Here is a 23,092-nt window from a genome sequence, read left to right as displayed (position 1 = left end):
CAGCAGCAACCAAGGCCTATCTCCGTCCGCGGTGGTTATTTTCCGTGCCGTCATAGTCTTGCCGGATTGGAAACCGCACGGCAGATATTCCCGTGTGTTCTACAGACCGTCTCAGGTTTCCTAGCGTGCTTAAGTGGCCGTGTTGATCACTCAGGCCAAAGCAGCATAGAAGGCATCCACGAGACCACTCGTGTCATCAAGCTGCTCAATCTGTCCCAATAGCGACATGATGCGATTTGCGGCGTCGGGAGCGACCAAACTACGGAATTTCTCCTCCATGTGAGCGTAGTCCATTCGAACTTGGGGATGGTAGTTGTGGCCCCATATGTGGCTGCTCTCCTCCCGGAAAGTCCCTTTGTTCGTTGTAACACGGACCGCCGAATAGATGCCCTGCGGCTCATCGGGCACGGCAAATGGGTCCGCATAGGTATAGGACTGAGGAACAGTGTGCGCTTCCACGCGCACCCGATCGCGCAATGCCTTAACCGAGGCGCTCTCGGCGAGTTCCACTGATAGCCATTTCGGCCCCGAGCGAACCTGCATGAGGCGCATCGCTACTGCATGAGGGATGCTAAATTGAAGACTGACGAAGCCTTGCGGCTGTGGGTTTGTGAAACGTGGGATAGCCGCGCCTTCTACGACTTCGACGACGACGTCCGAAACCTCGTCCACGGTGATCCCGTGCTTGGCCACGAGTGCATCCAGCGCCGCGAGAGGATACTGGATCCAGCCGCATACTGGCCAGCGCTTGTAACAAATGCCACGTAGGTGCCACCGATTGCCAAGATGGGCCAAAAAGCGGCGGCTATTGTTGTCACCACCTTGCACGATCCGGATCAAACCTTTCTCACCATCCAGGATTGTGGGAACTGCCGTCGATCCGCGCATTGCTGATACGGCACCGAACACTCCTGACATTGCACACCAGCCCATATCGCCATACTTGGTGTTCGGCAGGTCTAGCTCGCTGCTCCATTTCCCACCGATCGGAATGGGCATGTTTGATGCCGCGAGGCCATAGGCCTGGCTCGTTTGCTGCGGAGTAAGTCGCAGAAGGCGCGCGGCAGCGGCTGCCCCAGCTAGCACGGGTTGTGCCACAACGCCCCAAACGTCCAGCCGTCCGCTCGCCTTACCGTCTTTCACCTTGAACTCGGGACCGATGCCAAGTGCGATTTGACCACCAAATTCAAAGCCGGCGACGATGGCCGTCAGGAGCTCTTTACCCGATACGCGTCGCCAGCGCGCCATGGCCAGTGCGCTGGCGACCGTTGCCGCTCCAAAGTGGCAATATGCGTAATATTCGTCGAGATCCATCACATTAGCCAAACGGCCAATTTCATAGGCGCGGCCGAGAAAATCCGAACCATCCGGGAGGGATCGCGCTCCCATATCAACAGCGAGCTGGCGCACCAAGGGGCCGGATTCGGTGTCCGTCGCAGAGATCGCGCAACCCATTGTATCCAGCAGCAGATGCTTCGCCTCCTGACGCACGTCAACCGGAATCGCTTCCCACTCCAAACCAGCGAAGTGGCTCGCCAACGTGAGGGTTTCGCCTGTTGCTACGTGATTCATCTTTGTCATCTTGGTTGGGTGCTGGCCTTGCGAGCACGGCGACTTTCAAGGAATTCTCGAATCTGTTTCTGCGCCGCGCCGGACTGGAATGCTTGGCGATTCGCTTCCACCGAGAGTTTGAGCGCAGCTGCGTAACGCTCTTGTTCGAACTGGCGATTAGCCGCCTTCGTGATTCTAAAAGCCAGCTGAGGCTGGGCGGCTAGGCGGCGCGCAGCTTCGAGTGCGACTTCGAGCACCTTTGCGGGCTCGACGATCTCGTTGATAAATCCGAGCTGCTTAGCTTCCTCCCCGCCCATGAGGCGACCTTGTAGAACAAGCTCGTACGCGCGATTACCGATGCGCTCCCACATTAGCCAAGTGCCGAGCACGCTAGGCATGCCCGAATTTACCTCCGTTTGTCCGAGCCGAACGCCGGGATGCCCTACTGCGTAGTCACAGAATTGCATGAGCTGGAATCCGGACCCGGCAGCTACGCCGTTGACTGCGGCCACGACCGGCTTACCGAACCATCGGAGCGAGTCATAGCAAGCAACGAATCTTTGAAGAACTGCCTCCACGTGCCCGTCACCAGGCTTCTGTTCGGTCTCGTTCAGATCTTGACCGGCGCAAAACGCCTTGTCGCCTGAACCTGTGATCACGACTGCATCGACGTTCTCGTCCTTGTCAGCAAGATGCATCCTGCGTGTGAATTCCGCGCGTAGAGCCTCCGTCCAAGCGTTATAGGTGCGCGGCCTATTGATAGTAAGCACGAGCACGCGACCGTGCATCTCCGAAACAAGATCGGTGGGCAAAAGCGGAATATTTGAAGCTTGCGTCATTTCTGCCTTCCTTGATTCGCGCGAGTCGGTTTTACGCCAGCCTTTTCGGCGTCCCACGCGTTGGCCAGGTCAACCTGTATGTCCCGCTTCAAGATCCGCTGACTCGGGCCGCGAGGAAAATCTTCGACAAATTGATAGTAGCGAGGAACTTGATAGTAGGCGAGTTGATCTGCGCAGCACTTCAGGAGGGTCAAGGAATCTCGCGGCGCGCCATCGCGCATCTTAACGACGGCAACAATTTCCTGATCGCCAAGCTCGGAATCTACGCCCACCACAGCGGATTCCTCCACGCCTGGTGCCGCATTAATAATTCGCTCAACTTCCCAAGCTGAAACGTTTTGTCCTCGACGGCGCAACGAATCCTTCTTTCGACCCTTGAAGAAGTAATTGCCGCTCTCGTCTACCATTGCGTAATCGCCAGAAAAGATACAGCCATCGCGCACGACTTCGGCGGTTTTTTCGGGCTCGCCCCAATATTCCAGCATTGACACGGCTCGAGGTCGGGGTTTCAGCACAAGTTCGCCAGTGACACCTGGACCCACACGACCGCCGCACTCATCGACAATCCAGCTCTCCATTTCCTCGATAGGCTTACCGACGGAGCCGACCACGCCTTCAAGGTTGAGGTGGGTGAACATCTGCCCCTCAGTTGAACCGTATCCCTCGCGTACCTTCAGTTGAAACCGCTTCTCAAACTTACGCCAACTGTCTACGGGGCAAGCCGCACCCCACGCGATACGCACCGAGTTATTATGTTCGCTCTCGACAACAGGCTGCGCCAGAATGATGTTTATGAGACCGCCGAGGTAGTGAAGCTTTGTGGCACCCGCCTGCTGGATTTCATCCCAAAGACGCGAGGCGCTAAAACGCTCGACCATGTGCAACTTGAGCCCCTTCTGCAAGGCCAACGTCACCACGATCCAAGCGGAACCGTTGTAAAAAGGCTCCCAAGAGTGAAAAACATCATCGCGCTGAGCATCGTTGAGTATACCAGCATTCTTCGCACCCACCGCGAAACAACGCTCGGACTGCACGGCACCCTTCGGCGCGCCGGTGGTACCGGAAGTGTACATGATTACGTGCGGGTCATCGAGGGAACGTGGGCACGCCTTATGCAGTGAGCGACTCGAACGAAGCAACCAGTTTAGCTGAGCCTCACCGGCGAGTACGATCCCGTCCTCCAGCCAGACGATCTTCGGCGGCTCGCGACTAATCAGAACGGCTTGGCGAACAATATTCGCATAGACGCGATCCGCGATGAACAGCTTGGGACGCGCACTGTTCAGCTGGAGCTCCAGTCCTGCAGATTTCAAATGCACACTGAAGGGCACGGGAATTGCGCCGACCCACACGACTGCACAAAACATCTCAACGTGGTCGATGGATTGCCCGATCATTAGCCCGACCCGGTCCCCTGGGTTCAGACCGGCTTCAATCAGCGCCCCGGCAAACTCTTTCACGCGGCCTTCGAATTGGGCAAAGGTCGTGTTTTTGCCCTTGAAAGAACAGAAGACACGGTCAGCACTATCTGTCGCTCGGGACTGAATGAGCTCGGAAAGAGTTTGCAAAGGAGCAGAAACTTGCATGGAACTGCCTAGATCAATCAATGCTTTGGGCTAGGTGAACAGAGCCTAAGGTCTGCCCCGGATGGGTACAACATTTCTCGCTCTGATCTCTGCGTTGCGAACCAGCTACAGTCGGAGACGCGAGTGCGTCGACAGGTAGCGGCCCCCGGTCGAGAGAAAACTTCAGGAGTGCTGTGCGCATTGCAAAATCCACTTATCTAGATGTCGGTAGAAATAGTGGATGGCGCTACCTCTACCGTCCAATACTGATTTCATGAGCATCTATTCCGAGTCGATATGATCGGCGGCAATCGCCCAAGCCGAGCGAGAGTCGATTCTCCGATCGAGGGGGTCGGTTTGACTTTGATCTGAGGCCGGCACTGGGCCATTTTTGGCTAAAGTTTTCGTCGCCGAATCCCATCGGCTGGGAGGAGCGACGTGACGATAAAGGGCTCGCAGTTTTCGGACACTCCAAAAGGCGTCATCCTGAAGCTGGGCAGCGACGGGATTGCGGTCGCGGAGATCTTCGGCAGGACAGGGATCAGCCAGCGACCTACTTCAATTGGAAGAAGACGTATGATGGTCTGCTGCCGACCAAGATGCGCCGGCTGAAGCGGCTCGATAAGGAGAACGCCAAGCTGAAGAAGCTGGTCGCCGATCTGTCGCTGGAAAAGGAAATGCTGCAGGACGAGAGTCGCCGAAAGCTGGCCGGAAGCGCAAGATAGTCGACGAAGTCCGCGCCGAATGGCAGTCTCGATCCGCAAGACCTGCGAGGCCCTTGAGTTCGATCGGTCGACTTACTACCACAAGTTTCGTCGCGCGAGCCAGGCTGCCCTCGAACAGAGGGTCGAGGAGATCCGTCATGCCGTCCGCTTCGACTAGCGCTGCCTTCACGTCCTGCTTCGCCGCGAAGGCTGGCGCCATGGCCAGAACAAGAGACGGCGCGTCTATCGCGAGTTGGGCCTGCTAGGAACAAATCGCCCAACCGCAAAGTCAAGGCCAAGTTGTGCAATGACTGCCGGCCGGCCAAGCCATCGAACTAGAGAACTAGACCGGGGCGATGGCGTTCGTCCACAATCAGCTGGCGACCGGTCACAAGCACCACCGGTGCTCACGATGTTGACATCTTCTCCTGCTTCTCAGCCGCGGCTCACGTTCCGCGGCACTGACGTCCTCGAGGTCCTGATAGGGCCTGTAAGGAAGGGTCGACCAAGGCAGCGTGTCGTGTCGCGCGATGTCGACCTGTGGGCCTATCAGCGCGGCGTCGCAGAGTTCTCCAGGCCCGGCAAGCCGACCGACGACGCGTCCATCAAGGCATTCCATGGCCGCCCTTCCGGGCCGAAGGTCTCAACGCGCAAGGCTCCTGCGCTCTGCGGACGCGTGGGAAAAGTAGAGACTTGGCGTTTTGCGGCACAACGCCGACGCAACCCGCCTGCCAACGTAATCAAGGGCGCACATTTAGTTCTGTCTGGTCCAAAGTTCGGTCTCGCTCCAAGAAAACCGAGAACAAGTACTGGATGCAAGTTCGGTGGCAGGTCGGGTAGATTGCAAGCTTTGAGGCTCAATGGCCGGTAAGCTTGCAATTTTGGATTTTCCTCTGATCGCGAGTTGTGGTTCCGCCCTTGTCAGAAGGCACGATGCGACGCCAAGGAGCGACGAGGCGGACACGGGTTTTGGGATCGCGCCTGTAAGAAGTTATGTGATTAGGGTGTCTTAGTGTGCAGTGCAAACTTCGCCTCGGAGATCTGCTTGCTCCTGAAGATCTAGCCCTCACGTTACGTCGAACTTGGACGTAGAAGGAACGGAACTTCCATCTGCGCTGACGCTGGGCTCGGGCGGAGGACACGATGTGGTTAATGCGTTCGGCCTGACGTACAGTTCGGTAATCTTATCTGATGTCTCATAAGCTTGATGACAGGCTTGGCTCGCTTTATAATTGGTAGATGGATCTCAGGCACTTCCGTTATTTCGTCGCGGTTGCAGAAGCTCTCAGCTTCGCGAGGGCGGCTCGCAACTTAAACATGAGCCAGCCGCCCCTTTCAAAGCGCATTGCCGATTTGGAAACCGAATTGGGCGTAAGACTGTTCGATCGTACGAGCAAAAAGGTCAATTTGACCACGGCTGGCGAGGCGTTCCTTCCGAAAGCGCGCGACGCTGTGCGCGCATTTGACGCTGCATTGCGTACGGCACGGTTACTGTCGCCCAGCCACTCTCGACGCCTTCGGATTGCGCTGCCTGCCGAAACTTCGCGCAACGTATTGTCGGACATCGTTAGCCGCCTTCAGCAGGAGCGCGTGCAGGTACATCTTGTCGAGGCAAGCACCGCGGATCAACAAGATCTCTTGACAGCCGGAGAAATAGATATCGGTGTTATTCGTCTTCCGGTTGAGAAACAGGGACTTTGGGCCTCGGCATCCCTTGGCCAGCCGTTGGGGGTGGTTATGGCTGCTGAGCATCCACTTGCAACGGTTGCTAAATTGCGTCTTTGCGACCTAGATCCCTACACTCTCGTGATCTTTCAGCGCCGCTTTGCGCCGGGCCTTTACGACGAGGTCTTGGACCTGTGCCGAGCCGGAGGTTACGTTCCCCATCGTATTCTGCACGCCACGAGGATGACTAAGGCGCTTCTCAGGACAGAATCCGCCGTGGCGATCGTGGCAGAGCGGCTTGCTAAGCGGAGCGGTGAAGCCGGATCAAAAGAATTTATCTGGAAGCCTTTGGAAGGTTCGCCGCTCCATTGGTGGTCATCGGTCATCTGCAGAGCAAATGAGTGCGTTGGACTAACGCGTGTGGCTGTCGATGTTATATTAGCTTCCTTGCAGCAACACGAAGGCTGGGTTCCTATGCCTCGCTCAGTGAGGGCGCAATCAGAAGACATAAGGCCCATCGAACAACGGGTAGATTCGGTGAATGCGCACTGACCGTGCCTAAGATGAACAGCTTTGTGGCAGACAGGAACTACGTACTGCCACCAGCCGCGCCTGTGATCACTGGCAGTACTTCGCCCGCCGCACGGTCGGGCGTGTCGTCATTCCACCGCACCGAGCCGAACGGCCGTTCCAGCATGCGGCGGACGCGCACCGGATGTGGGCCCACGTGGAAGGCGATCGCCTGCTGTTCCATTAGGTGCTCCGACTGGGTCGAGCGATTGCGGTAGCGAAGGTAATCGAGCCAAGTGGGGCAATGATACCGCTCTGTCCACAATTCCGGATCGGCAATGTCGCGCGCAATCGACCAGCCGTAGGCGCCGTTACGCTTACGGAACAGCTGAACCTCCTGCATTAGATTATGAAAGGCCCGCGCATTCCCCTGTGTAACCCGGTATTCGATTTCGATCACTAGTGGCCCGCTGCGAGCGGTCAATGGTAGCCGCACCTCGGGATCGGCCAACGCCACGGTCTCTTCGCCCCGCGCGCCGATTTCCGGCATACGCAGCCAAAGACCGATGAGAGGTGAGGCCAGCATCAGGGCGGCCGAGACCAGTAGCGCCGTTTGGACCCCGGCGACATCGGTCAGATGGCCCCATCCCCAGCTGCCAATGGCAATCCCGCCTGATCCCGCAGCCTGATAGGCGGCAAGCGAGCGCCCAGCCACCCAACGGGGTGTCGATAGCTGCACGCCGATATTGAACAGTGCCGCAGCCATCATCCACATGGCGCCCGCTAGGACGAGCGCGGCCGCAGTCAGCGCTGGCTCGTGGCCCAGCGCGACTGCCGCAACGGCACCTCCCATCGACAGGGTGCAGGCGCGGATCGCGGCCTCTCCGCTCATCCTCTTCCGGATCTTCGTGATATTGAGCGCGCCGATCACTCCACCCAGCCCAAAGGCGCCAAGCATGATGCCATAGGTCTGGGCACCGCCATGCAGGAGATCGCGTGCGACCAGCGGCATCAGCGCGATGATGGCGCCACCGACCACGCTGGTCACCACGACACGGCTCAAGACGATCTTTATCGATGGCGAATTGGTGATGTAGCGCACTCCGGACAATGTCGCGCGGCCGAGCTTTTCGGGCGGCAGGCGCCTGGGTTCAGCTATGCGTTTCCACAGGAATAGCGCCAGCATCAGCGGCAGATAGAGCACAGCGTTTAGCGCGAATGCCGCCACTGCGCCGACGCTCCCTACCACGACCCCGCCGATCGCAGGGCCGACGCTGCGCGCGATATTGTAGCTGATGCCGTTCAGGGCGACTGCCGCGGGCAGCGTTTCCGACGGTACCTGCTCGCTAACAGAGGACTGCCAAGCCGGCCCCATCACGGCCATGCCGCTCCCGACGACAAAGCAAAGCACCAGTAAGAGATTTGGCGTGATCAGGTCGAGCCAGGCGAGTGTGGTCAGCGCGGTTGCGCCCGCGAGCGCAATCAAGAGCGCGACCAGCGCCACGACGCGCCTGTCATACATGTCGGCAATCGCTCCGGCTAGCATCGAGATCAGCATCACTGGCAGCATCGAGGCGGTCTGCACCAGCGCAACCTTATGCGCCGACGATGTCATCTGGGTCATTGCCCATGCCGCGCCGACGCCCTGGATCAGGATGCCAAGATTGGAGAGCAGGCTGGCGAGCCAGACGCGCCGGAAGGCTTCAATGCGCAGAGGTGCAGTAATGCCGTCCGCGCTGAATGTCTCGGATTCCGGCGGACCAGTCATAGCGGCTAGTCGCCTGCTGCTCCAATCAGTAGTTCGGTGGGCGATCCACAATGGTGGCAAGGTCCCCCAGGAAGCCGGTGATGAAAGCGTCGACCACTCTGCCGCCGGCAATGATTGCAATAGTTGTTAGCATTGATATCAGGCCTTACTGTTGCGCCATGCAGAAGACGGTATCGCTCTTTTTCTTTGAGCTGCGCAGAATGGCTACCCGCCTAGACGAGCTTGCTGCGTCTCGAGCCCGCTGGTTTAAGCTAAATGCTGAGGGGCACCAGGCGGAAGTTGTTTGAAGCTGGTCTCCTGTTCGTCGGAATGAATACAAAACGCACGCCGCTGCGTTGGACACCGGTCCAGGAAGCGTTCAAATGCAGTTTTGCACCTATGTGCTTACCTTTCAGTGGTTCGAGACGGAGTGGAGGAATGCTCGCGTGCGCTCCGATTCGGGATTGGAGAAGATCTTATCGGGAGAGCCTTGCTCGATAATGCGGCCGGCGTCGAACACGGCGATCCGATCGGAGACTTCTCGGGCAAAACGCATCTCATGCGTGACGATCAGCAGCGTTACCTTCGTTTCGTGAGCTACACCTCGTACCACGTCGAGAACTTCTCCTGCGAGTTCGGGATCCAATGCGGAGGTGATTTCGTCAAGCAAGAGTATCTCGGGTTTCAGTATGAGCGCCCGCGCAATTGCGATGCGTTGCTGCTGACCTCCCGAAAGCTGCGCGGGGTACGCATACACCTTATCCTGCAGGCCTACCATCCCAAGGTAGTCGAGAGCGCTCTTCTCCGCCTGCTCCCTGGACTGGCCCAACACCGTCGTCGGCGCCAAGATCAAATTCTGGAGCACCGTTAGGTGCGGAAACAAATTGAACTGCTGGAAAACCATGCCGCATCGGCGACGGATTCGCGCCTCCCGCGAGCTCGAGAGAGGTTTGCCTGCCGCATCGAAGATGATGCTATCGCCGAAGACTCGGATATCACCAGCGGTAGGCTTCTCAAGCGTCATCGCAAGGCGCAGCACGGTCGTCTTTCCTGAACCGCTCGGTCCGATCAGTGTGACCTTTTCACCGGGCCGCACTTGCAGGTCGAGATCGATCAGCACGCGGTGAGTACCGAACGATTTCGAGACTTTCTCGAATTCGATAGCCCACATGGCTTTTTGCGATTTGGAAGCGCATCCATGCGCCTCTGTCGCGTTAGATTCTGCAGCCGCCCCGGACCTAAACGGTCCTGCGCGGCCAAATTCTGCGGTGCTAAGCATGTTTGACCTTGAATTTGGAAACCAGATAGAGGAACGGCAAGTTCATGCCCAAATAGATGAATCCCGCTAAGGTCAGGGGCTCAAGATAGCGGAAGTGTTCGTGGCCGATCACGTTAGCCTGGCTCATGAGCACTGGCACTCCGATCGCAAACAGCACCGCTGTTTCCCTGAACATGCCGAGTACGTAATTGAGCAACGCAGGGATGGCCCGCTTGATCATCAGAGGGACGAGCACGCGCTGCCATGTAACAAATGAGCTCAGATTAAGCGCGACACACGCGTCGCGCAGTTCAGAGGGGATCGTGATGAGACTGCCTCGGTAAACCTCCGAGCAGTACGCGGCGTAGACGACCCCCAATACGGCGATGCCAATCGGTATTGCCGGAAGAGTGATTCCCACTTCCGGGAGCACATAGAAGGCGAAATACAACAGTACCAATGTTGGCACACCACGGAAGAGTTCGAGCCAGAAACGAACGAAGGCCCTGCCGAACGTGGTACTTACACTCTCCAAGATCGCAAGCAGCAACCCTCCAACTAGAGCAATCGCCGAAGCCGCAAGGGTCACCAGGACGGTGTACCAGACACCCAACATGAGATCTGGCAGGATCTGCAGAACGAAGCTCCAATCCCACGTCATCGAGCAGCTCCAACCGCACCACTTGCCGCGGATGTGACCTGAACAGGCAAGCGCGCAGCACGCAAGGCGCGGTTCAGCGGGAGGATCCGCTCAAGCGCATGAAAAGCCGCACCACAAAGCAGGGTCAGAATCCAGTACAGGAATGCAAGCAAGCAATAAACAGCGACCGTGTCGTACGTTTGCCCGCGAATGTAGTTGCCGACATAGAGTACGTCCTGGACACCGATGAAGCTCACGATCGCGGTCCATTTGACCATGCTCCTCGCCAGACTGCCGAAAGCGGGCACGATTTGCGCGAGCGCCTGCGGCAGAACAACCTTCTTGAAACCCTGCAGTTTGCTCATCCCAAGCGCGTGACACGCATCGGTCTGCCCACGATGCACGGCCTCTATGCCAGAACGAACGATCTCAGCCCCATACACGGCTCCATCGAGCGCCAGCACAAGGATCGCCGCTGTCAGTGGGCTCAAATGCGGCATCCCCGGCAGGAGCGGAAGCGCATAGAATACCCAGAACAGCAGAATTAAGGCAGAAGGAGCGCGAATGCATTCGATGAAGAGCATCGAAGCCACTCGTATCGCCGCCACTTCCGAGAGCCTGAGCGCACCGAGAGCGAGCGCACCAAATGCGGCACCGAGGATGATGCATACCGATATCCATACGGTGACCCACAGGCCCTGCGCGAGTACAGGCCAATACTCAAAAACGGCCTTCACTGCGGGCGCTCCCTACTCGCAGACCGGGAATACGTCACTGGCCTTGCTGAACCTTGAGAGTAGCTTTGCGACAGCCTCCCCGTTGGACAGGCCGTACTTCGCGTAAAGCTTCTGTATCGTGCCACTCCCGATCAACACGTCGAGTTGCTTGTTGTAGGCGTCGCGGAATCCCATGTTCTCTTTGCGGAACGTGAATGCATATGCCTCCACAGGCGAGCTCTCGTCAACGATTATCTCGATACCCTTCTCCGCCGGATTCTTGATATTGAATTGATTAGCGATAAAGGCGTCGGCCCGACCACCTACGACCGTCGCGATACCAGCCTGAACGTCAGGGACGGTAACGATTTGCTCGGGCTTGACACCCTGCTTCAGCGCATAGGCTTGATAGGGAGTCGGCACTATCGCCGCCAGCTTGATGTCAGGTCGGCGCGCAGCCTCCGCGACGCTTGTCAGGCGCTTCGGATTTCCGGGCAGGACGTGCAGCCCGAGCTGACCAGCGGCATAGGGAGCCGAAAACAACGCGACTTTGCAGCGAGCCTCCGTAATCGCAAGTCCAGCGCCTACGTAGTCGAATTGACCGGCCTGCAGTCCCGGCATCATAGCATCCCATTGCGTGAGCACCGGCGTAAGCGCCGGCAGGTTCATTGCATGAAGCACCATGTTCTGCAGTTCAATGCTGGCTCCAGTCGCCTCTCCGCTCGGAGACACGATCATGTAAGGGGGGAGCGAGGAAATCGCCACCGTCACCTTTCCGGTTTTACGGATCGAAGAAAGAAGAGGATCTTCGGTTTGCGCAAACGCGGCGAACGAATAGCTGGAAAATGTAAGCAACAGGACAGACAGCGAGAGCTTGAAGGTCGTATGCAACATGTCTCCTCCGTTGATATTTCATCAATTGTTGATCTCAATTTCTGCATTGCAGACTGGAGCTAGGCCAATACCAATTTCGGCGATATCTATACCAGATTGGAATTGCATCGCCTGATTTACAGGTTGAATATCACTCCTCTTGTCAACATCTGACTCAACATTCCCGTTCCTGAGGCGAGCGCCATTCTAGATTGATGTCGCCTGAGTTCTAGCGGCTGCCCTAGGGATCTTGCTGACCAAAGATGTCTCCGCATGGAGTTACTTCCAGCATTGATAGTGGTCTTTGACGTTGCGAAGGCTGGACCTTGGGGTAGCAGACTCGCGCTGGCGGCTTGTCTGGACGGTTCCGAGTTTGGGCAAGGAGACTCTTCGCGCCGTTGGTCGGAGCGACCGCGTGTTCGGCCCGGTTGCGCAGTTCAAAGGACCGCTGGCGACAATGCTCTCCGCGGATCAGATCCCGAACAAGTGCACCCGAAGATGCTATCGCCCTTTGGTTTGGGCCAGATCGCGTGGGCATGCATGAAGTGCCGTCCGTGCTCCAACCGTTAGGTCACACCGAATTTTGGGTGTAACCTCGTCTCGTCATTCGGCCAAACAATCGAGCGAGTCTAGGTTGGTGATCAGCGCCAGGGATCTGTGCATAGCGGATTAGCGACGAGCACGCGGCTGTGAACAGGCTGGGTAAATACCGATCACCTTGGCTGATATTGCCAAGTTATGTCCTTGCCAGCGCTTGAGTTCTGCTTCAGGCCGAGAAGTCTCGTTCCGATCGGGAGACCTTGGGACCCGCGATGCTGCGACTAGCGCTGTTGCCAGCAGCGTTTTTCAGAAGTTGCCGCGATACCTGCAGTGAGGAACGTGCGACTCTGCATCATGTCACGCACGTCTCGCGAGCTTCTAGGAATAGATGAATTGAAAATCTAACGCGCCAGAATCGTTCCAGTCTTCACAGCACGAGCCTTTCGGATCACCAAATCCGCGACCGCGAGATCCGCAATCGCGAAACCCCGGAAGCTGAACAAGGCCCTACTTAGCGTATGCGGACTGGGGCGCGATGAAACGGAAGCGACATGTGCAAGATCGTCCTGGAACTTTATGGATCCGATGGGGCGTTCCGATTCATCCAGAGGCGATACGGTTTGTTTCAAAGAATCCGTAACGAGCTTATCGAATGCGCTGAAGGAGTCAGGGTACCAAGTTCATCCGGATTCGACAGACGAAGCAAATGACGGCGACGGTAACAATCGAGCGTCTAGGAATGGCTTCGAATCAGGCAAACGCGGAGCCATGGACACAACGATCTCGCTCTGACTAACTAGCGTACCAGGATCGTTCACGATCATCGAATTCAGTCCCTTTTTCGACGCCGCAATTGCAACCCTCTCGGCCGATGTGGCGCTCCGACTCAGGAGATAGATCCTGCGCAGCGACGGAAAAAGGTCAACAAACGCATCGAGGTGGCTAAGCGCCTGTGCACCGCATCCGACAAATCCAATGGTTGTCTGGGCCGCAGGCGCGAGATAGTTGGCTGCCGCAGCCGACATCGCCGCCGTCCTTATCAGCGTGATCCAATTCCCATCGAGATCCGCGATGGGAATCCCTGTCTTGCAATCACTTGCACAAATTAGAGCGTTGATTGCATAGGTACCAGGCTTGCCTTGAATCGGGTCACTCCGACCCACTTGACTGTGGCGATACCCCGGACCTCTGATGCCGAGGGCATGGACTGAAAGACGTGGCCCAGCCTCATTTCGATGCTCACTTTAGGCAAGCTGATATTCCGGCCAGCCGCGTTGTCACGGAATGCAGCGAGGACCGCCTCACGCGCTTCCGAGGCGAGATGTTGAGGTCCTGGATATTTGCTGTCGACAGGTAAAGCAGCTCGGAAGACATTAATGACCCTTTCACATAGGGGATGGCTCGCGGCCCGCTCCAACAAAAGCAATGCGTTCGTTCGCCTTGGATATCGCGACTAATACGGACGCCGCTACGCATGACCTCGGCGCCGTACGAGCTCCACCGACGCCGATAAGAGCCGCTGTGAGCGAACTCAGTTGGAGAACCGGAGCGCCGGGTCCACGTATCGGCTCAATGGGGGGCATTAACGTTGCTCGTATCGCTGAGTTTTGGACAGTCTCAGTGGGCAAAGAACGGCCGCCGAATGCTGCACCGAAGATAATGCCCACCCTAACCTGCCCCATAGGCCCTGCGCGAGCAACCCAGTGCTCCAGAAGGCCTTCACCGCGCCCTTTCGTCACTCGTATCTCAGCGCAAGAGATCTCCTTCCTTTACTATTGATAAAATTGTGATGGATTGCCGCCCATCCGCCCGGACAGTTCCGACCCGGCGTGATTGACGGCCCCGCTAGCCTAGTAAGCCTTGGTCACGCACCGCGCGAAGGGCTCCTTCGGCCTGCTCGAAGAATAAGCTATGCACCTCGTCAGTGTGCGCAATGGACACGTAGAGCTTGGTAGGCCCGAAGAACACCCCGCGCCTGGTCATCTCGGTCGCAAAGTGGTCCAGGGCGGCGCGTGGCGCCGCAGCAAGAGCCGCGACGCTGTCGATCGATCGCTCCGTGAATACCACTTGTTGAGCGGCCGGAGGGCCGATCGTCTGTAGGGGGATTGAAAGCCTGTGGGCGATTTCATGCAAGCCAACGGCCACGGCTTCACCCGCTTTTTTGAGTAGTGCAGGAACCCCCAAATCCTCGACCACGGCAAGGGTAGCAAGGCCTGCCGCACAACCTAGTGGATTGCCATTCAGCGTACCACTCACCATGGCCGTCCGGCCATCCTTGCGACGGCCACTGATCGCGAGTTCCAGAATATCGGCCCTCCCCGCTACGGCGGCCAGCGGCGTTCCGCCGCCCAGGATCTTACCCAAAGCGCAAAGGTCTGGCGTTACGCCGAAGTGTTCCTGAGCGCCCCCAAGCGCAAGCCGGAATCCGGTCACCACCTCGTCGAACACAAGCAGGGCGCCTATGCTATCTGCCAGCTCCCGCAGGCCTTCGAGGAAGCCCGGCGCAGGCATCAACGCCCGCTGAACCGGCTCTACAATGATCGCAGCAATCTCGTGCGCGACGGGCTCAACAATTAGCCGAGTCCGCTCGATATCATTGTAAGTCGCGAGGACGACCGTCTCACTAATCTCGGGCGGAATACCCGCCGATTCGGCCACTGGACGCTGATCATTGCAACAAGATTCGGCGCGACGCTTTTGCTGACCGTAGTCACTATGTCCGTGAAAGCCGCCATCGAATTTCAATACCTTGGTGCGTCGGGTGAAAGCTCTAGCCAATCGTAGGGCGTAAAAATTTGCTTCCGATCCATCGCTGCAAAATCGCACCAGCTCGGCGCAGGGCACCAACCGACAGATCTTGGCGGCGAGCTCTTGAGCCCGCTCGTGTACAAGAAAATAATGCGTTCCCCTGGTAGCCTGCTCGGTGATCGCCGATACGACGTTGGGATGCGCGTGCCCGAGCACCATCGGGCCCGCCCCCATTACGTAATCGGCGTACCGCCGCCCGTCGGACGACCAGAGCCATGGCCCGCTGCTGCGCGCAACGGTGAACGCCACCTCGTCAGTTAACTTGAACATCCCGAGACAGTTGCCAGCCAGATATCCCCTATTCGCAGCAATTTTCATTGGTTTCCGCCCTTAATGATCTGGATTTGATATAATATAAAATCTGCTCACGCAACCTTCTTTTCTTTTTCTGATGTATGACTCGATGGCTTTACCCGGGGATCACCTTGAAGGCGCGAAATGCGTCGCCGCATTAGAACGCAACATCGACAACACCGTCTTAAAGATCAACCTAAAAGGGTCAGTTGCACTGCATGAAACGGCGAGGAAACTTGAGCGAGTTAGGTATCCATAGTTTTGCTCGTGCCTAAGACCTCTGCAGCACATGCACATAACAGACTGCACCGGTGCCAATCATGTGCGCCAAACCGATTCTTCGTACGCCGGCACCAACTTCGCGGCGCAGCTGCATCGTCAGTTCGGCAATCTGGCCGATATCAGTAGGCCCCTCCGGATGGCGCATGGCAATCAGACCACCCGAGGCACTGACGCCAACTGTCCGCCCATATGAACGCCCTTTGTTGAGCTAGTGGATAGCACTGCCCCTGCCAGACGCCCATCGCCCGGATGCACTGCAATTCTTCGATGATCAATGCATCGGCGATCTCAAGGGTATCCACGTTCGCGCTTCGAGTCCCGCCTGCCGCCGCGCATCCGAGAAAGTGCCTTTCGTGATTTTAAACGTCGGTAGCTGAGTGCAATCCCGCCGTTCGCCGGAGGGGTCGATCCTGCGACACGCTTAGAGCGTCCTGCGTCAATACCAAGACGCTTGATGGCCTCTTCGGACCGACGATCACGGCTGCCGCGCCTTAGCCGATCAGGCAGTACTGCAGTTTAGCTAGATTGCCGGACATCGGTTTGCCGCTCAGAATCTCGCTGAGCGACGCTTCTGCTAACGATGTGCATTTGGATTCAGTGAGCCGTTGCGATCGTTTTTGACCGCGACCGTGGCGATATCTTCTGGATTGAACCCGCGTTTGTAAGACCATTTCGTTTGTCAGGAGCGCAAATGAGTAAACTAGGAGATCGCGATCATGCAGAACGAGCACGGGGCGGCCATCGGCCTCGATGCCCGTGGCCTGAAAGATCGCCAGGCTCGGACCTTGGCGCTGTCTGCCGACGCCGGCGACGATGTAGGTCAATGAAGGCATCCTGTCTCCTACGTGCGCCGTCACCCTACCTCTTCACGCGGTCAGAAGGGCGATCTGGCCCGCTGCTACAAGCCGGGCGCCAGTAACCCCTTGCAATTTTGCAACGGTCATTCCCTCGACCATCTCGCATATCTGAAGGCCCCAAGGTGTCACGTCGATGACGGCGAGGTTTGTGAAAATTCGCTTGACCACGCGCGGTGCAGTTAACGGCAGCCTGCAATCGGTGACGATGCGGGGATTCCCTTCCTTCGTCGTGTGTTCCATGATCACCCAGATCGATCGGGCTCCCACTGCAAGATCCATTGCTCCACCAATGCCTGGTAGCGCCGCGGCGTCGCCGGTAGACCAGTTTGCAAGATCTCCGGACTCCGAGGTTTCGTAGGCGCCCAGCACCGAATAATCCAAGTGCCCGCCACGCATGATCATGAAGCTCAATGCGGAATCGAAGTAAGAACCACCACTAAGCAGAGTGATCGGCTCCTTTTCCGGCGTTAACAAGATTCCAGTCTTCTTTGCCTTCGGCAGGCGCTGGGCCGATGTTGAGAATTCCGTTCTCGCTGTGGAGAAGCACCTCCCCGTCTACCGGAATGTAATTGGCGATCAAGGTGGGCAGTCCGATGCCGAGATTGACAAACGAGCCCTCCGGAATTTCGCGTGCGACACGGCGAGCCATCTCGGTTCGGGACAACGGCTTCATGCGGGCGCTCCTGCTTTCACGCGCGTTTGACGAAAATACCTGGCGTAATGATTTGCTCCGGATCCAGTCCGCCAATCGCGACGATTTCGTCGACCTCAGCGACCGTAACGCGCGCAGCCGTTGCCATGACCGGTGGAAGTTCCGTGCCGACTTATCGTACGTGAGATTCCCGTAGCGGTCGGCCTTCAACGCGCGCAACAGTGCGAAATCGCCGCCGAGGGGCAGCTCGAAGACGTATTCCTTGCCGTTGATTGTCCGAGATTCCTTGTTCGCTCCAACCTCGGTACCTACTGAAGTCGGCGTGAAAAATCCTCCGAGACCCGCTCCCGCGCACCGGATTCTCGATGAATGTCCCTGAGGTATCAATTCGAGCGCTACTTTGCCGCGTCGGTGTAGTTCGGCGACATCGGAGTTTGCCTTGGAACGAGGGAACGAACAGATTACTTTGGCTACTCGGTTCTCGCGAAGAAGCCATGCGATGTCGTCGTTTGAGGATCCCGCATTGTTCGAAACGAGTACGAGGTCCTTCGCCCCGGTGTCGAGCACCGCCTTAATAAGTCCAAGCGGAACGCCCGCTCCGCCGAAGCCGCCGACGAGTATGGTTGCACCATCGCACATGCCAGACACGGCTTCAGAATAGGATTGTACGCAACGATCAAGCATCTATAGTGCTTGCGGCAATGGAACGCCAAGCTCTGCCCGCGAGGGGGCAGATAAAAGAAATAGACAACGCAACAGGCCGGGAAACGAGGCCGGGCGCGACATAGGGCGGGAAATGCACGAGAGCATACGGCTGCAAGTCAGACAACCGCAGCCCAGTGATTGCGCTAACGGCTCCGATACTCCCAATCCACAAGTATCAAACGGGTGGTGAAGCAGCCCGATGTCGACTTCACCGGCATCAGGCAGCCGCTGCTGTTCGGACGTGCCCGCTTCAGAGATGTTCACCTGTACGTTTTCACGACGCAATCTGTTTACGACATCAAGAAGCTCGCTCCGGGACGTCTCAGGTGGTAGAGCAATCCGCAGACATCTTAACTGGCTTGATAAAACCCTACGCGCCACGTTCACCACGGAATCGAACGCTTGCACGGCAGCGCGGGCTTGCGGCAATAAGCTTTGACCCGCCGCAGTGAGCGCCACCTTCTTGCTTGAGCGGTTGAACAGTCGAACGCCGAGTTCTCGCTCCATGTCGGCGATCCGCTTTGAAAGCGGTGGCTGGCTCATGTGCAAGTCGCGGGCTGCCTTTGCGAAGCTCAGCGCCTCTGCCACAGTAACGAAGTAGCGCAGATTCCGAATGTCCATCCGTCGCCCCCTACAGAAGGTTTGGACAAGTCGGTATCTGGCGTGCAGGCGGCCGACCTTGCATGGTTTAACCAGCCCCGGTTACATCTCATTGGTCGGATGATGCACGTTCATCCCATTGATGTGCATCTTTAGTCGGTTCGATGATACAGCCCCGCCTAATAGGCATCGCTACTCTGGAAGAGCTGCCGACCTCTCGTTGAGGACCAGCGGTTGCCCTCCGCGAAGTTCTTGAGTACGTTCTACGTCAATGCTGCGCCCGTCCTGCGAAATAGCAACGGCATACTCCTGCTCGGCTGAGCCAACACTCACGATGCCGTCGCGCGCGTCGCGTAAGACGCTTAACGGGTGGCGCGCTTTCGGATCGCCAAATCCACCACCACCCGGTGAGAGGGCGTGATACGTCGCCGGCCCGTATTGCTCGAGGCCGTATTTGGGGGGGTGGATGATCCTGCCTTCGGCCAACGAAATTACCATTTCTCCCCCTGCGCCCGCTTTGCCTCCGGCAATGCCGAACCCCGACGGCGCCCCCACACCCTCGCTGCAGAAGGCATAGTCTGCCGGCGTGAGGATCTCGACCTCGTAGTCACATCCCGCTCCGCCGCGAAAGCGCCCAGGACCGGCGCTGTCACAGCGCAACTCTTGGCGGCGGAAGCGGACAGGATAGAGATGCTCGTAGGTTTCGAGGTTTGGTAACGTGATCCCGCCCAGCGTGACGGTGCCGCCGATCAGGTGGAAGCCGTCTCGGCCTTCAATTGCGCCGCCGGCCGGGGCTGCGGGCCACTGATACATGACGTACCGGGCGCCGCTGGGGCGCACGCCAGCCGTGATGGAACGCACCCCCTTGGACCAGCCGGCAGTAGCGCGTTCAGGCAAGGCTTGTCCCAGCGCGTTCCAGATTGCTTGCACGATCTCGTGTCCCGGGAAATTCGTGTTCATCGTCATGGGCGCGGGCGGTCGCGCGTTCACCAATGTACCCTCGGGCAATCTGATCTCGACACGGCGGAACGTTCCTTCATTCTTAGGGAGGTCGGGCTCAAAGAATGAAGCCAGCCCCATGTATACCGCCGACGTACTGTTGGCGATCGAGCTATTTTTGAAACCCCGTATTTGAGGTGACGTCCCATCGAAGTCGACGATCAGGTCGGACTGACCAACCGTCAGCATCATGGCGATACGAGCCTCAATGGGTTGGAAGCAGTCGTGGTCAATCGGTATCTCAACTCTCCAGCTACCCTTCGGAAGACGAGAAAGACAGCTTTGGAAGCGCCTGTCCGCGTACGCCAGAACGCTCTCGAAGAATCCATCCGCAAGATCCGCAAGACCTGCCCCCGCCTCCTGAGCCAATAGCGCAACGCGTTCCGCACCGATTCGGGTCGAGCCAATCATAGCACGTAGATCTCCGTCGACTGCTTCGGGCAGACGCGTATTAAGGAGCAGGAGACGCCACAGGTCCTCGCGCGCGCGCCCGGCTTCGATTAGTTTTAGAACCGGCAGTCGGATACCCTCATGAAAAATCTCAGTGGCAAGGGGGTTGTAAGTGCCGGCCGCGCCGCCGCCGATATCCACCTGATGCGCCCGATTGCACGTGAAGGCTAAAAGCTTGCCCCTCACGAATACGGGCTGGGCGATGACCCAGTCGGGCAAATGATTGCCACCTGCCGTATACGGGTCGCTCAGCACGAACACATCTTCCGGCGCGATCTCGTCCTTGAAATCACGCAGAATCGCTCGAACGGCGAAACCGCCCCCGCCAGTATGCATAGGTATGCCGTCCGCTTGGCTCACCAAATATCCGTTGGCGTCGGTAATGAAGCAGGAGAAGTCGTGACTTTGGCTGAAGATTGGCGAGCGGGCGGTGCGCATCATCACCCATCCCATCTGATGCGTGATGTGATCTAGGCGATTCTGCACCATGGCGAGCGCCACGGGGTCTAACGGGAAATTCATATGACAGCTCCGATGGTGACCAGGAAATCGTCTGCCGCGTTCACTTCGACTATGTCCTTGGAAGCAACAAAGCCGGTAGTCGTGCGTTCTTCGATCAACAGTGGCCCCTGCAGTTTGCAACCGGGTCGTAGGTCCACTCCGTCGTACACTGGGACATCGCCCCAGCCGCATGTCGCATCAATCCACATTCGACGCCTTTGTTTGGGAATTGGACGGTCTTGCTGTGCTGCCCGACCGGCTGACCGTGACCACTCGACGATCCCACGCGCGACGACGCGGAGCGTCGTGATCTCAAGGCGGCCGTGGGGCTGGATATGGCCAAAGAGGCGTTGATGCTCAGCTTCAAAGGCCTGCCGCGCCGCAGATACGTCGAAGCAGTTTGCTGTCAACGCGACGCGTACAGACCATTGCTGATCCTCATAACGCAGATCAATCTCTCGCTGAGTCGAGCCACTATTTCCAAAGCCTTGTCGTATCAGCGCTGCGCGAGCTTTAGCTTCAAGCAGCGCAAATCCCCCGTCAATTGCCAGGTAATCCACCTTGTCGAGATCAGCTGCAAACACTTGCAAATAGTCCTGACGCACATCAGATTGCAGCGTACCCATGGCGCAAAAGGCGCCCGCTGCGCGCGGTAACAACGCCTGTTTGCATCCAAGGGCGCGCGCGACGGCGGCGCCATGCATCGGGCCAGCGCCGCCGGCAGCAACCAATGTGAAGTGCGCCGGGTTATGCCCGCGCTCGATGCTTAGTCTCTCGACCGCATGCAGCAGGTTCTGCTCTAGCAGACGGACCACGCCGGCTGCCGCCCCTTCAACGGAGAGGCCCAGCGGTCGCGCTAGCTTGGTCTCTACGGCCCGCCACGCCAGATCGCGGTCGAGCGTAACTGCGCCTCCGGCCAGTGGCCCTTCTCGCAAACGTCCGAGGACCAACAGCGCATCCGTGACTGTGGGATCCTGACCGCCCAATCCGTACGCCGCTGGCCCCGGCTGCGCGCCAGCCCCCCGTGGGCCGACATTCAACAACCCTGCTGAATCGACGCCCGCGATAGTACCCCCGCCGGCGCCGACCGTATGGATCTCGACAGACGGCACTGTGAGATGATAGCCATCGATCACTAGCCGATCGCTCACAGGCACTTCGCCATTCGCCATCACCATCACATCGCAACTCGTCCCGCCGATCTCCATCGAAATGAAGTTGGCAGGCCCGCCGGAAGCCATACATCCGTTGAGAGCGCCGACAGCCGCTGCCGGTCCGGACAAGACCAGCATCACAGGGCGATTAGCGACTTCGGCTACCGAGACAGCACCACCGTTGCTTTGCAACATGAGCAACGAACGCGGCAGGCCGAGCTCGCGGAGTCGCTCGTCGAGTGCTCTCAGATATGTTGCGACTTTTGGCGCGATGTATGCATTCACAACGGCAGTCGAGCCGCGCTCATACTCACCCATCGTAGGCATGATTTCACTCGAGAGCGAAATCCAATCGCTATGCCAATTCCTTGCAAGCACCTCTTGGGTTTCGCGCTCGTGTTTGCCATCAAGAAAGCTGTTGAACAAACACACAGCAATCGATTCGATTCCTTCTTCATCGAATAGCGCGGAGGCCATCACCACATCCTCAATCACGAGTGGCGAAAGTTCCGCACCGTCTGCGGCGATGCGCCCGCGGACGGGCTGCCGCAGATAGCGCGGCACCAACACTTCCGGGAAAGGCGCTCGGGTGTCCCATTGATTCTGGCGCATACCTCGGCGGATCTCCAACGAATCGCGAAACCCCTGTGTGGTCAACATCCCGACCCGCGCTCCCTTCTTCTCCAGTATTATGTTGGTAGCGACTGTCGAGCCGTGCACGAATAGCGAGCAGCCGCGCAACAGGGCCGCGAGCGGCAGAGCGAGCTCTTTTGCTGCCAGCTGCAGGACATTCAGCACGCCCTCGCTCGGATCAGCAGTTATCGAGGGCGCTTTGAAGATGCGCACAAAACCCGCTGAGTCGCGCAATACCATGTCAGTGAACGTGCCGCCGACGTCTATGCCTATACGCCAGGGGGCCACCAAAGGTGTAAGGTTACTGGTCATCACTAGAGGAGAAGGGTTACCGGTCATGCTCGCCCTACGATTTGATATTTTATCAAATTTATTCATCTGACGCGCTTGAGTCAAGCTGCCCCGCGCTCTCGCACGCAAGCTGATTGGCGCCGAAATCACACCATCTGGAAGCGGGCGCTGCGCCTATTTCCGCCGCCTGTGGCTTTGCCGTCCGTTCCGAGGAGATCGGCTCGCACGCACGCGGATCGAATTGCTCGGCCGCAGAGC

16 protein-coding genes and 3 pseudogenes are annotated in these 23,092 nt (G+C 57.9%); 2 read left to right on the top strand and 17 right to left on the bottom strand.

Annotation, left to right across the window (positions count from 1 at the left end):
* Nucleotides 1-150: 150 nt before the first annotated feature.
* The 3 genes from GGD67_RS13820 to GGD67_RS13810 are packed head-to-tail and all read right to left on the bottom strand — an operon-like array spanning nt 151 to nt 3,976.
* Nucleotides 151-1,572 (bottom strand): MmgE/PrpD family protein, encoded by a 1,422-nt coding sequence (locus GGD67_RS13820; RefSeq protein WP_179733485.1) that lies wholly within the window; start codon nt 1,570-1,572, stop codon nt 151-153.
* 5 nt (nt 1,573-1,577) lie between these two features.
* A complete protein-coding gene (locus tag GGD67_RS13815) occupies nt 1,578-2,390 on the bottom strand; it encodes an enoyl-CoA hydratase/isomerase family protein (protein WP_179733483.1) in 813 nt (270 codons plus the stop codon).
* Nucleotides 2,387-3,976 (bottom strand): class I adenylate-forming enzyme family protein, encoded by a 1,590-nt coding sequence (locus tag GGD67_RS13810; protein ID WP_179733474.1) that lies wholly within the window; start codon nt 3,974-3,976, stop codon nt 2,387-2,389. The genes GGD67_RS13815 and GGD67_RS13810 overlap by 4 nt, the downstream gene beginning before the upstream one ends.
* A 423-nt stretch (nt 3,977-4,399) precedes the next feature.
* Here GGD67_RS13810 and GGD67_RS40115 point away from each other — a divergent pair.
* Together GGD67_RS40115 and GGD67_RS13800 are read left to right on the top strand one after the other, a co-directional pair.
* Nucleotides 4,400-5,413 (top strand): annotated as a pseudogene (locus GGD67_RS40115) (transposase); the annotation flags it as partial.
* A 485-nt stretch (nt 5,414-5,898) separates the two neighbouring features.
* Entirely contained in the window at nt 5,899-6,876 is a 978-nt protein-coding gene (locus GGD67_RS13800; protein ID WP_179733471.1) for a LysR family transcriptional regulator, read from the top strand.
* 37 nt (nt 6,877-6,913) lie between these two features.
* Here the strand turns inward: GGD67_RS13800 and GGD67_RS13795 are convergent, their stop codons facing one another.
* The 14 genes and pseudogenes from GGD67_RS13795 to GGD67_RS13735 form a co-directional block, all read right to left on the bottom strand.
* Nucleotides 6,914-8,602 carry an MFS transporter gene (locus GGD67_RS13795; RefSeq protein ID WP_179733469.1) on the bottom strand — a complete coding sequence of 563 codons (1,689 nt, stop codon included), beginning with the start codon at nt 8,600-8,602 and terminating at the stop codon, nt 6,914-6,916.
* 391 nt (nt 8,603-8,993) lie between these two features.
* Nucleotides 8,994-9,752, bottom strand: a complete 759-nt coding sequence (locus tag GGD67_RS13790; protein WP_179733467.1) for an amino acid ABC transporter ATP-binding protein — start codon at nt 9,750-9,752, stop codon at nt 8,994-8,996.
* A 100-nt stretch (nt 9,753-9,852) separates the two neighbouring features.
* Nucleotides 9,853-10,500, bottom strand: a complete 648-nt coding sequence (locus GGD67_RS13785; RefSeq protein WP_179733465.1) for an amino acid ABC transporter permease — start codon at nt 10,498-10,500, stop codon at nt 9,853-9,855.
* Nucleotides 10,497-11,216 (bottom strand): amino acid ABC transporter permease, encoded by a 720-nt coding sequence (locus GGD67_RS13780; RefSeq protein ID WP_179733463.1) that lies wholly within the window; start codon nt 11,214-11,216, stop codon nt 10,497-10,499. Before GGD67_RS13780 ends, GGD67_RS13785 begins: the two co-directional genes overlap by 4 nt.
* Nucleotides 11,217-11,228: 12 nt before the next feature.
* Entirely contained in the window at nt 11,229-12,089 is an 861-nt protein-coding gene (locus GGD67_RS13775) for a transporter substrate-binding domain-containing protein (protein WP_179733462.1), read from the bottom strand.
* A gap of 1,199 nt (nt 12,090-13,288) precedes the next feature.
* Nucleotides 13,289-13,771 (bottom strand): hypothetical protein, encoded by a 483-nt coding sequence (locus GGD67_RS40110; protein ID WP_179733460.1) that lies wholly within the window; start codon nt 13,769-13,771, stop codon nt 13,289-13,291.
* A gap of 682 nt (nt 13,772-14,453) precedes the next feature.
* The gene (locus GGD67_RS13765) at nt 14,454-15,734 is read right to left on the bottom strand and encodes an aspartate aminotransferase family protein (RefSeq protein ID WP_179733458.1); all 1,281 of its coding nucleotides are present in this window, start codon (nt 15,732-15,734) and stop codon (nt 14,454-14,456) included.
* Nucleotides 15,735-16,483: 749 nt separating this feature from the next.
* Nucleotides 16,484-16,816, bottom strand: coding sequence for a hypothetical protein (locus GGD67_RS13760; RefSeq protein WP_179733456.1), 333 nt, complete (start codon nt 16,814-16,816; stop codon nt 16,484-16,486).
* A 42-nt stretch (nt 16,817-16,858) separates the two neighbouring features.
* Nucleotides 16,859-17,522, bottom strand: a pseudogene (locus tag GGD67_RS13755) (3-oxoacid CoA-transferase subunit B).
* Between the two features lie 16 nt (nt 17,523-17,538).
* The gene (locus tag GGD67_RS39295; RefSeq protein ID WP_246790808.1) at nt 17,539-17,649 is read right to left on the bottom strand and encodes a CoA-transferase; all 111 of its coding nucleotides are present in this window, start codon (nt 17,647-17,649) and stop codon (nt 17,539-17,541) included.
* 65 nt (nt 17,650-17,714) lie between these two features.
* Nucleotides 17,715-18,140 (bottom strand): annotated as a pseudogene (locus GGD67_RS13750) (3-oxoacid CoA-transferase subunit A); the annotation flags it as partial.
* A 45-nt stretch (nt 18,141-18,185) separates the two neighbouring features.
* Nucleotides 18,186-18,827 carry a LysR family transcriptional regulator gene (locus GGD67_RS13745; protein ID WP_179733455.1) on the bottom strand — a complete coding sequence of 214 codons (642 nt, stop codon included), beginning with the start codon at nt 18,825-18,827 and terminating at the stop codon, nt 18,186-18,188.
* Nucleotides 18,828-18,998: 171 nt separating this feature from the next.
* Nucleotides 18,999-20,777, bottom strand: coding sequence for a hydantoinase B/oxoprolinase family protein (locus GGD67_RS13740; RefSeq protein WP_179733453.1), 1,779 nt, complete (start codon nt 20,775-20,777; stop codon nt 18,999-19,001).
* Entirely contained in the window at nt 20,774-22,921 is a 2,148-nt protein-coding gene (locus GGD67_RS13735; RefSeq protein ID WP_179733451.1) for a hydantoinase/oxoprolinase family protein, read from the bottom strand. The genes GGD67_RS13740 and GGD67_RS13735 overlap by 4 nt, the downstream gene beginning before the upstream one ends.
* Nucleotides 22,922-23,092: the final 171 nt, after the last annotated feature.

Source organism: Bradyrhizobium sp. IAR9, assembly GCF_013408065.1.
GTDB lineage: Bacteria > Pseudomonadota > Alphaproteobacteria > Rhizobiales > Xanthobacteraceae > Bradyrhizobium.
The sequence above is the reverse complement of the archived record's forward strand: the minus strand, read 5'-3'. Positions and strand labels throughout refer to the sequence as shown.

Excerpts from the sequence above, each read along its gene's own strand:
- GGD67_RS13800 (WP_179733471.1), top strand. The coding sequence starts at position 5,899 with ATGGATCTCAGGCACTTCCGTTATTTCGTCGCGGTTGCAGAAGCTCTC.
- GGD67_RS13820 (WP_179733485.1), bottom strand. The coding sequence starts at position 1,572 with ATGAATCACGTAGCAACAGGCGAAACCCTCACGTTGGCGAGCCACTTC.
- GGD67_RS13785 (WP_179733465.1), bottom strand. The coding sequence starts at position 10,500 with ATGACGTGGGATTGGAGCTTCGTTCTGCAGATCCTGCCAGATCTCATG.
- GGD67_RS13765 (WP_179733458.1), bottom strand. The coding sequence starts at position 15,734 with ATGAAAATTGCTGCGAATAGGGGATATCTGGCTGGCAACTGTCTCGGG.
- GGD67_RS13815 (WP_179733483.1), bottom strand. The coding sequence starts at position 2,390 with ATGACGCAAGCTTCAAATATTCCGCTTTTGCCCACCGATCTTGTTTCG.
- GGD67_RS13775 (WP_179733462.1), bottom strand. The coding sequence starts at position 12,089 with ATGTTGCATACGACCTTCAAGCTCTCGCTGTCTGTCCTGTTGCTTACA.
- GGD67_RS13810 (WP_179733474.1), bottom strand. The coding sequence starts at position 3,976 with ATGCAAGTTTCTGCTCCTTTGCAAACTCTTTCCGAGCTCATTCAGTCC.
- GGD67_RS13735 (WP_179733451.1), bottom strand. The coding sequence starts at position 22,921 with ATGAATAAATTTGATAAAATATCAAATCGTAGGGCGAGCATGACCGGT.
- GGD67_RS39295 (WP_246790808.1), bottom strand. The coding sequence starts at position 17,649 with ATGGCAACGGCTGCGCGCGTTACGGTCGCTGAGGTCGACGAAATCGTC.
- GGD67_RS13795 (WP_179733469.1), bottom strand. The coding sequence starts at position 8,602 with ATGACTGGTCCGCCGGAATCCGAGACATTCAGCGCGGACGGCATTACT.
- GGD67_RS13745 (WP_179733455.1), bottom strand. The coding sequence starts at position 18,827 with ATGGACATTCGGAATCTGCGCTACTTCGTTACTGTGGCAGAGGCGCTG.
- GGD67_RS13740 (WP_179733453.1), bottom strand. The coding sequence starts at position 20,777 with ATGAATTTCCCGTTAGACCCCGTGGCGCTCGCCATGGTGCAGAATCGC.
- GGD67_RS13790 (WP_179733467.1), bottom strand. The coding sequence starts at position 9,752 with ATGTGGGCTATCGAATTCGAGAAAGTCTCGAAATCGTTCGGTACTCAC.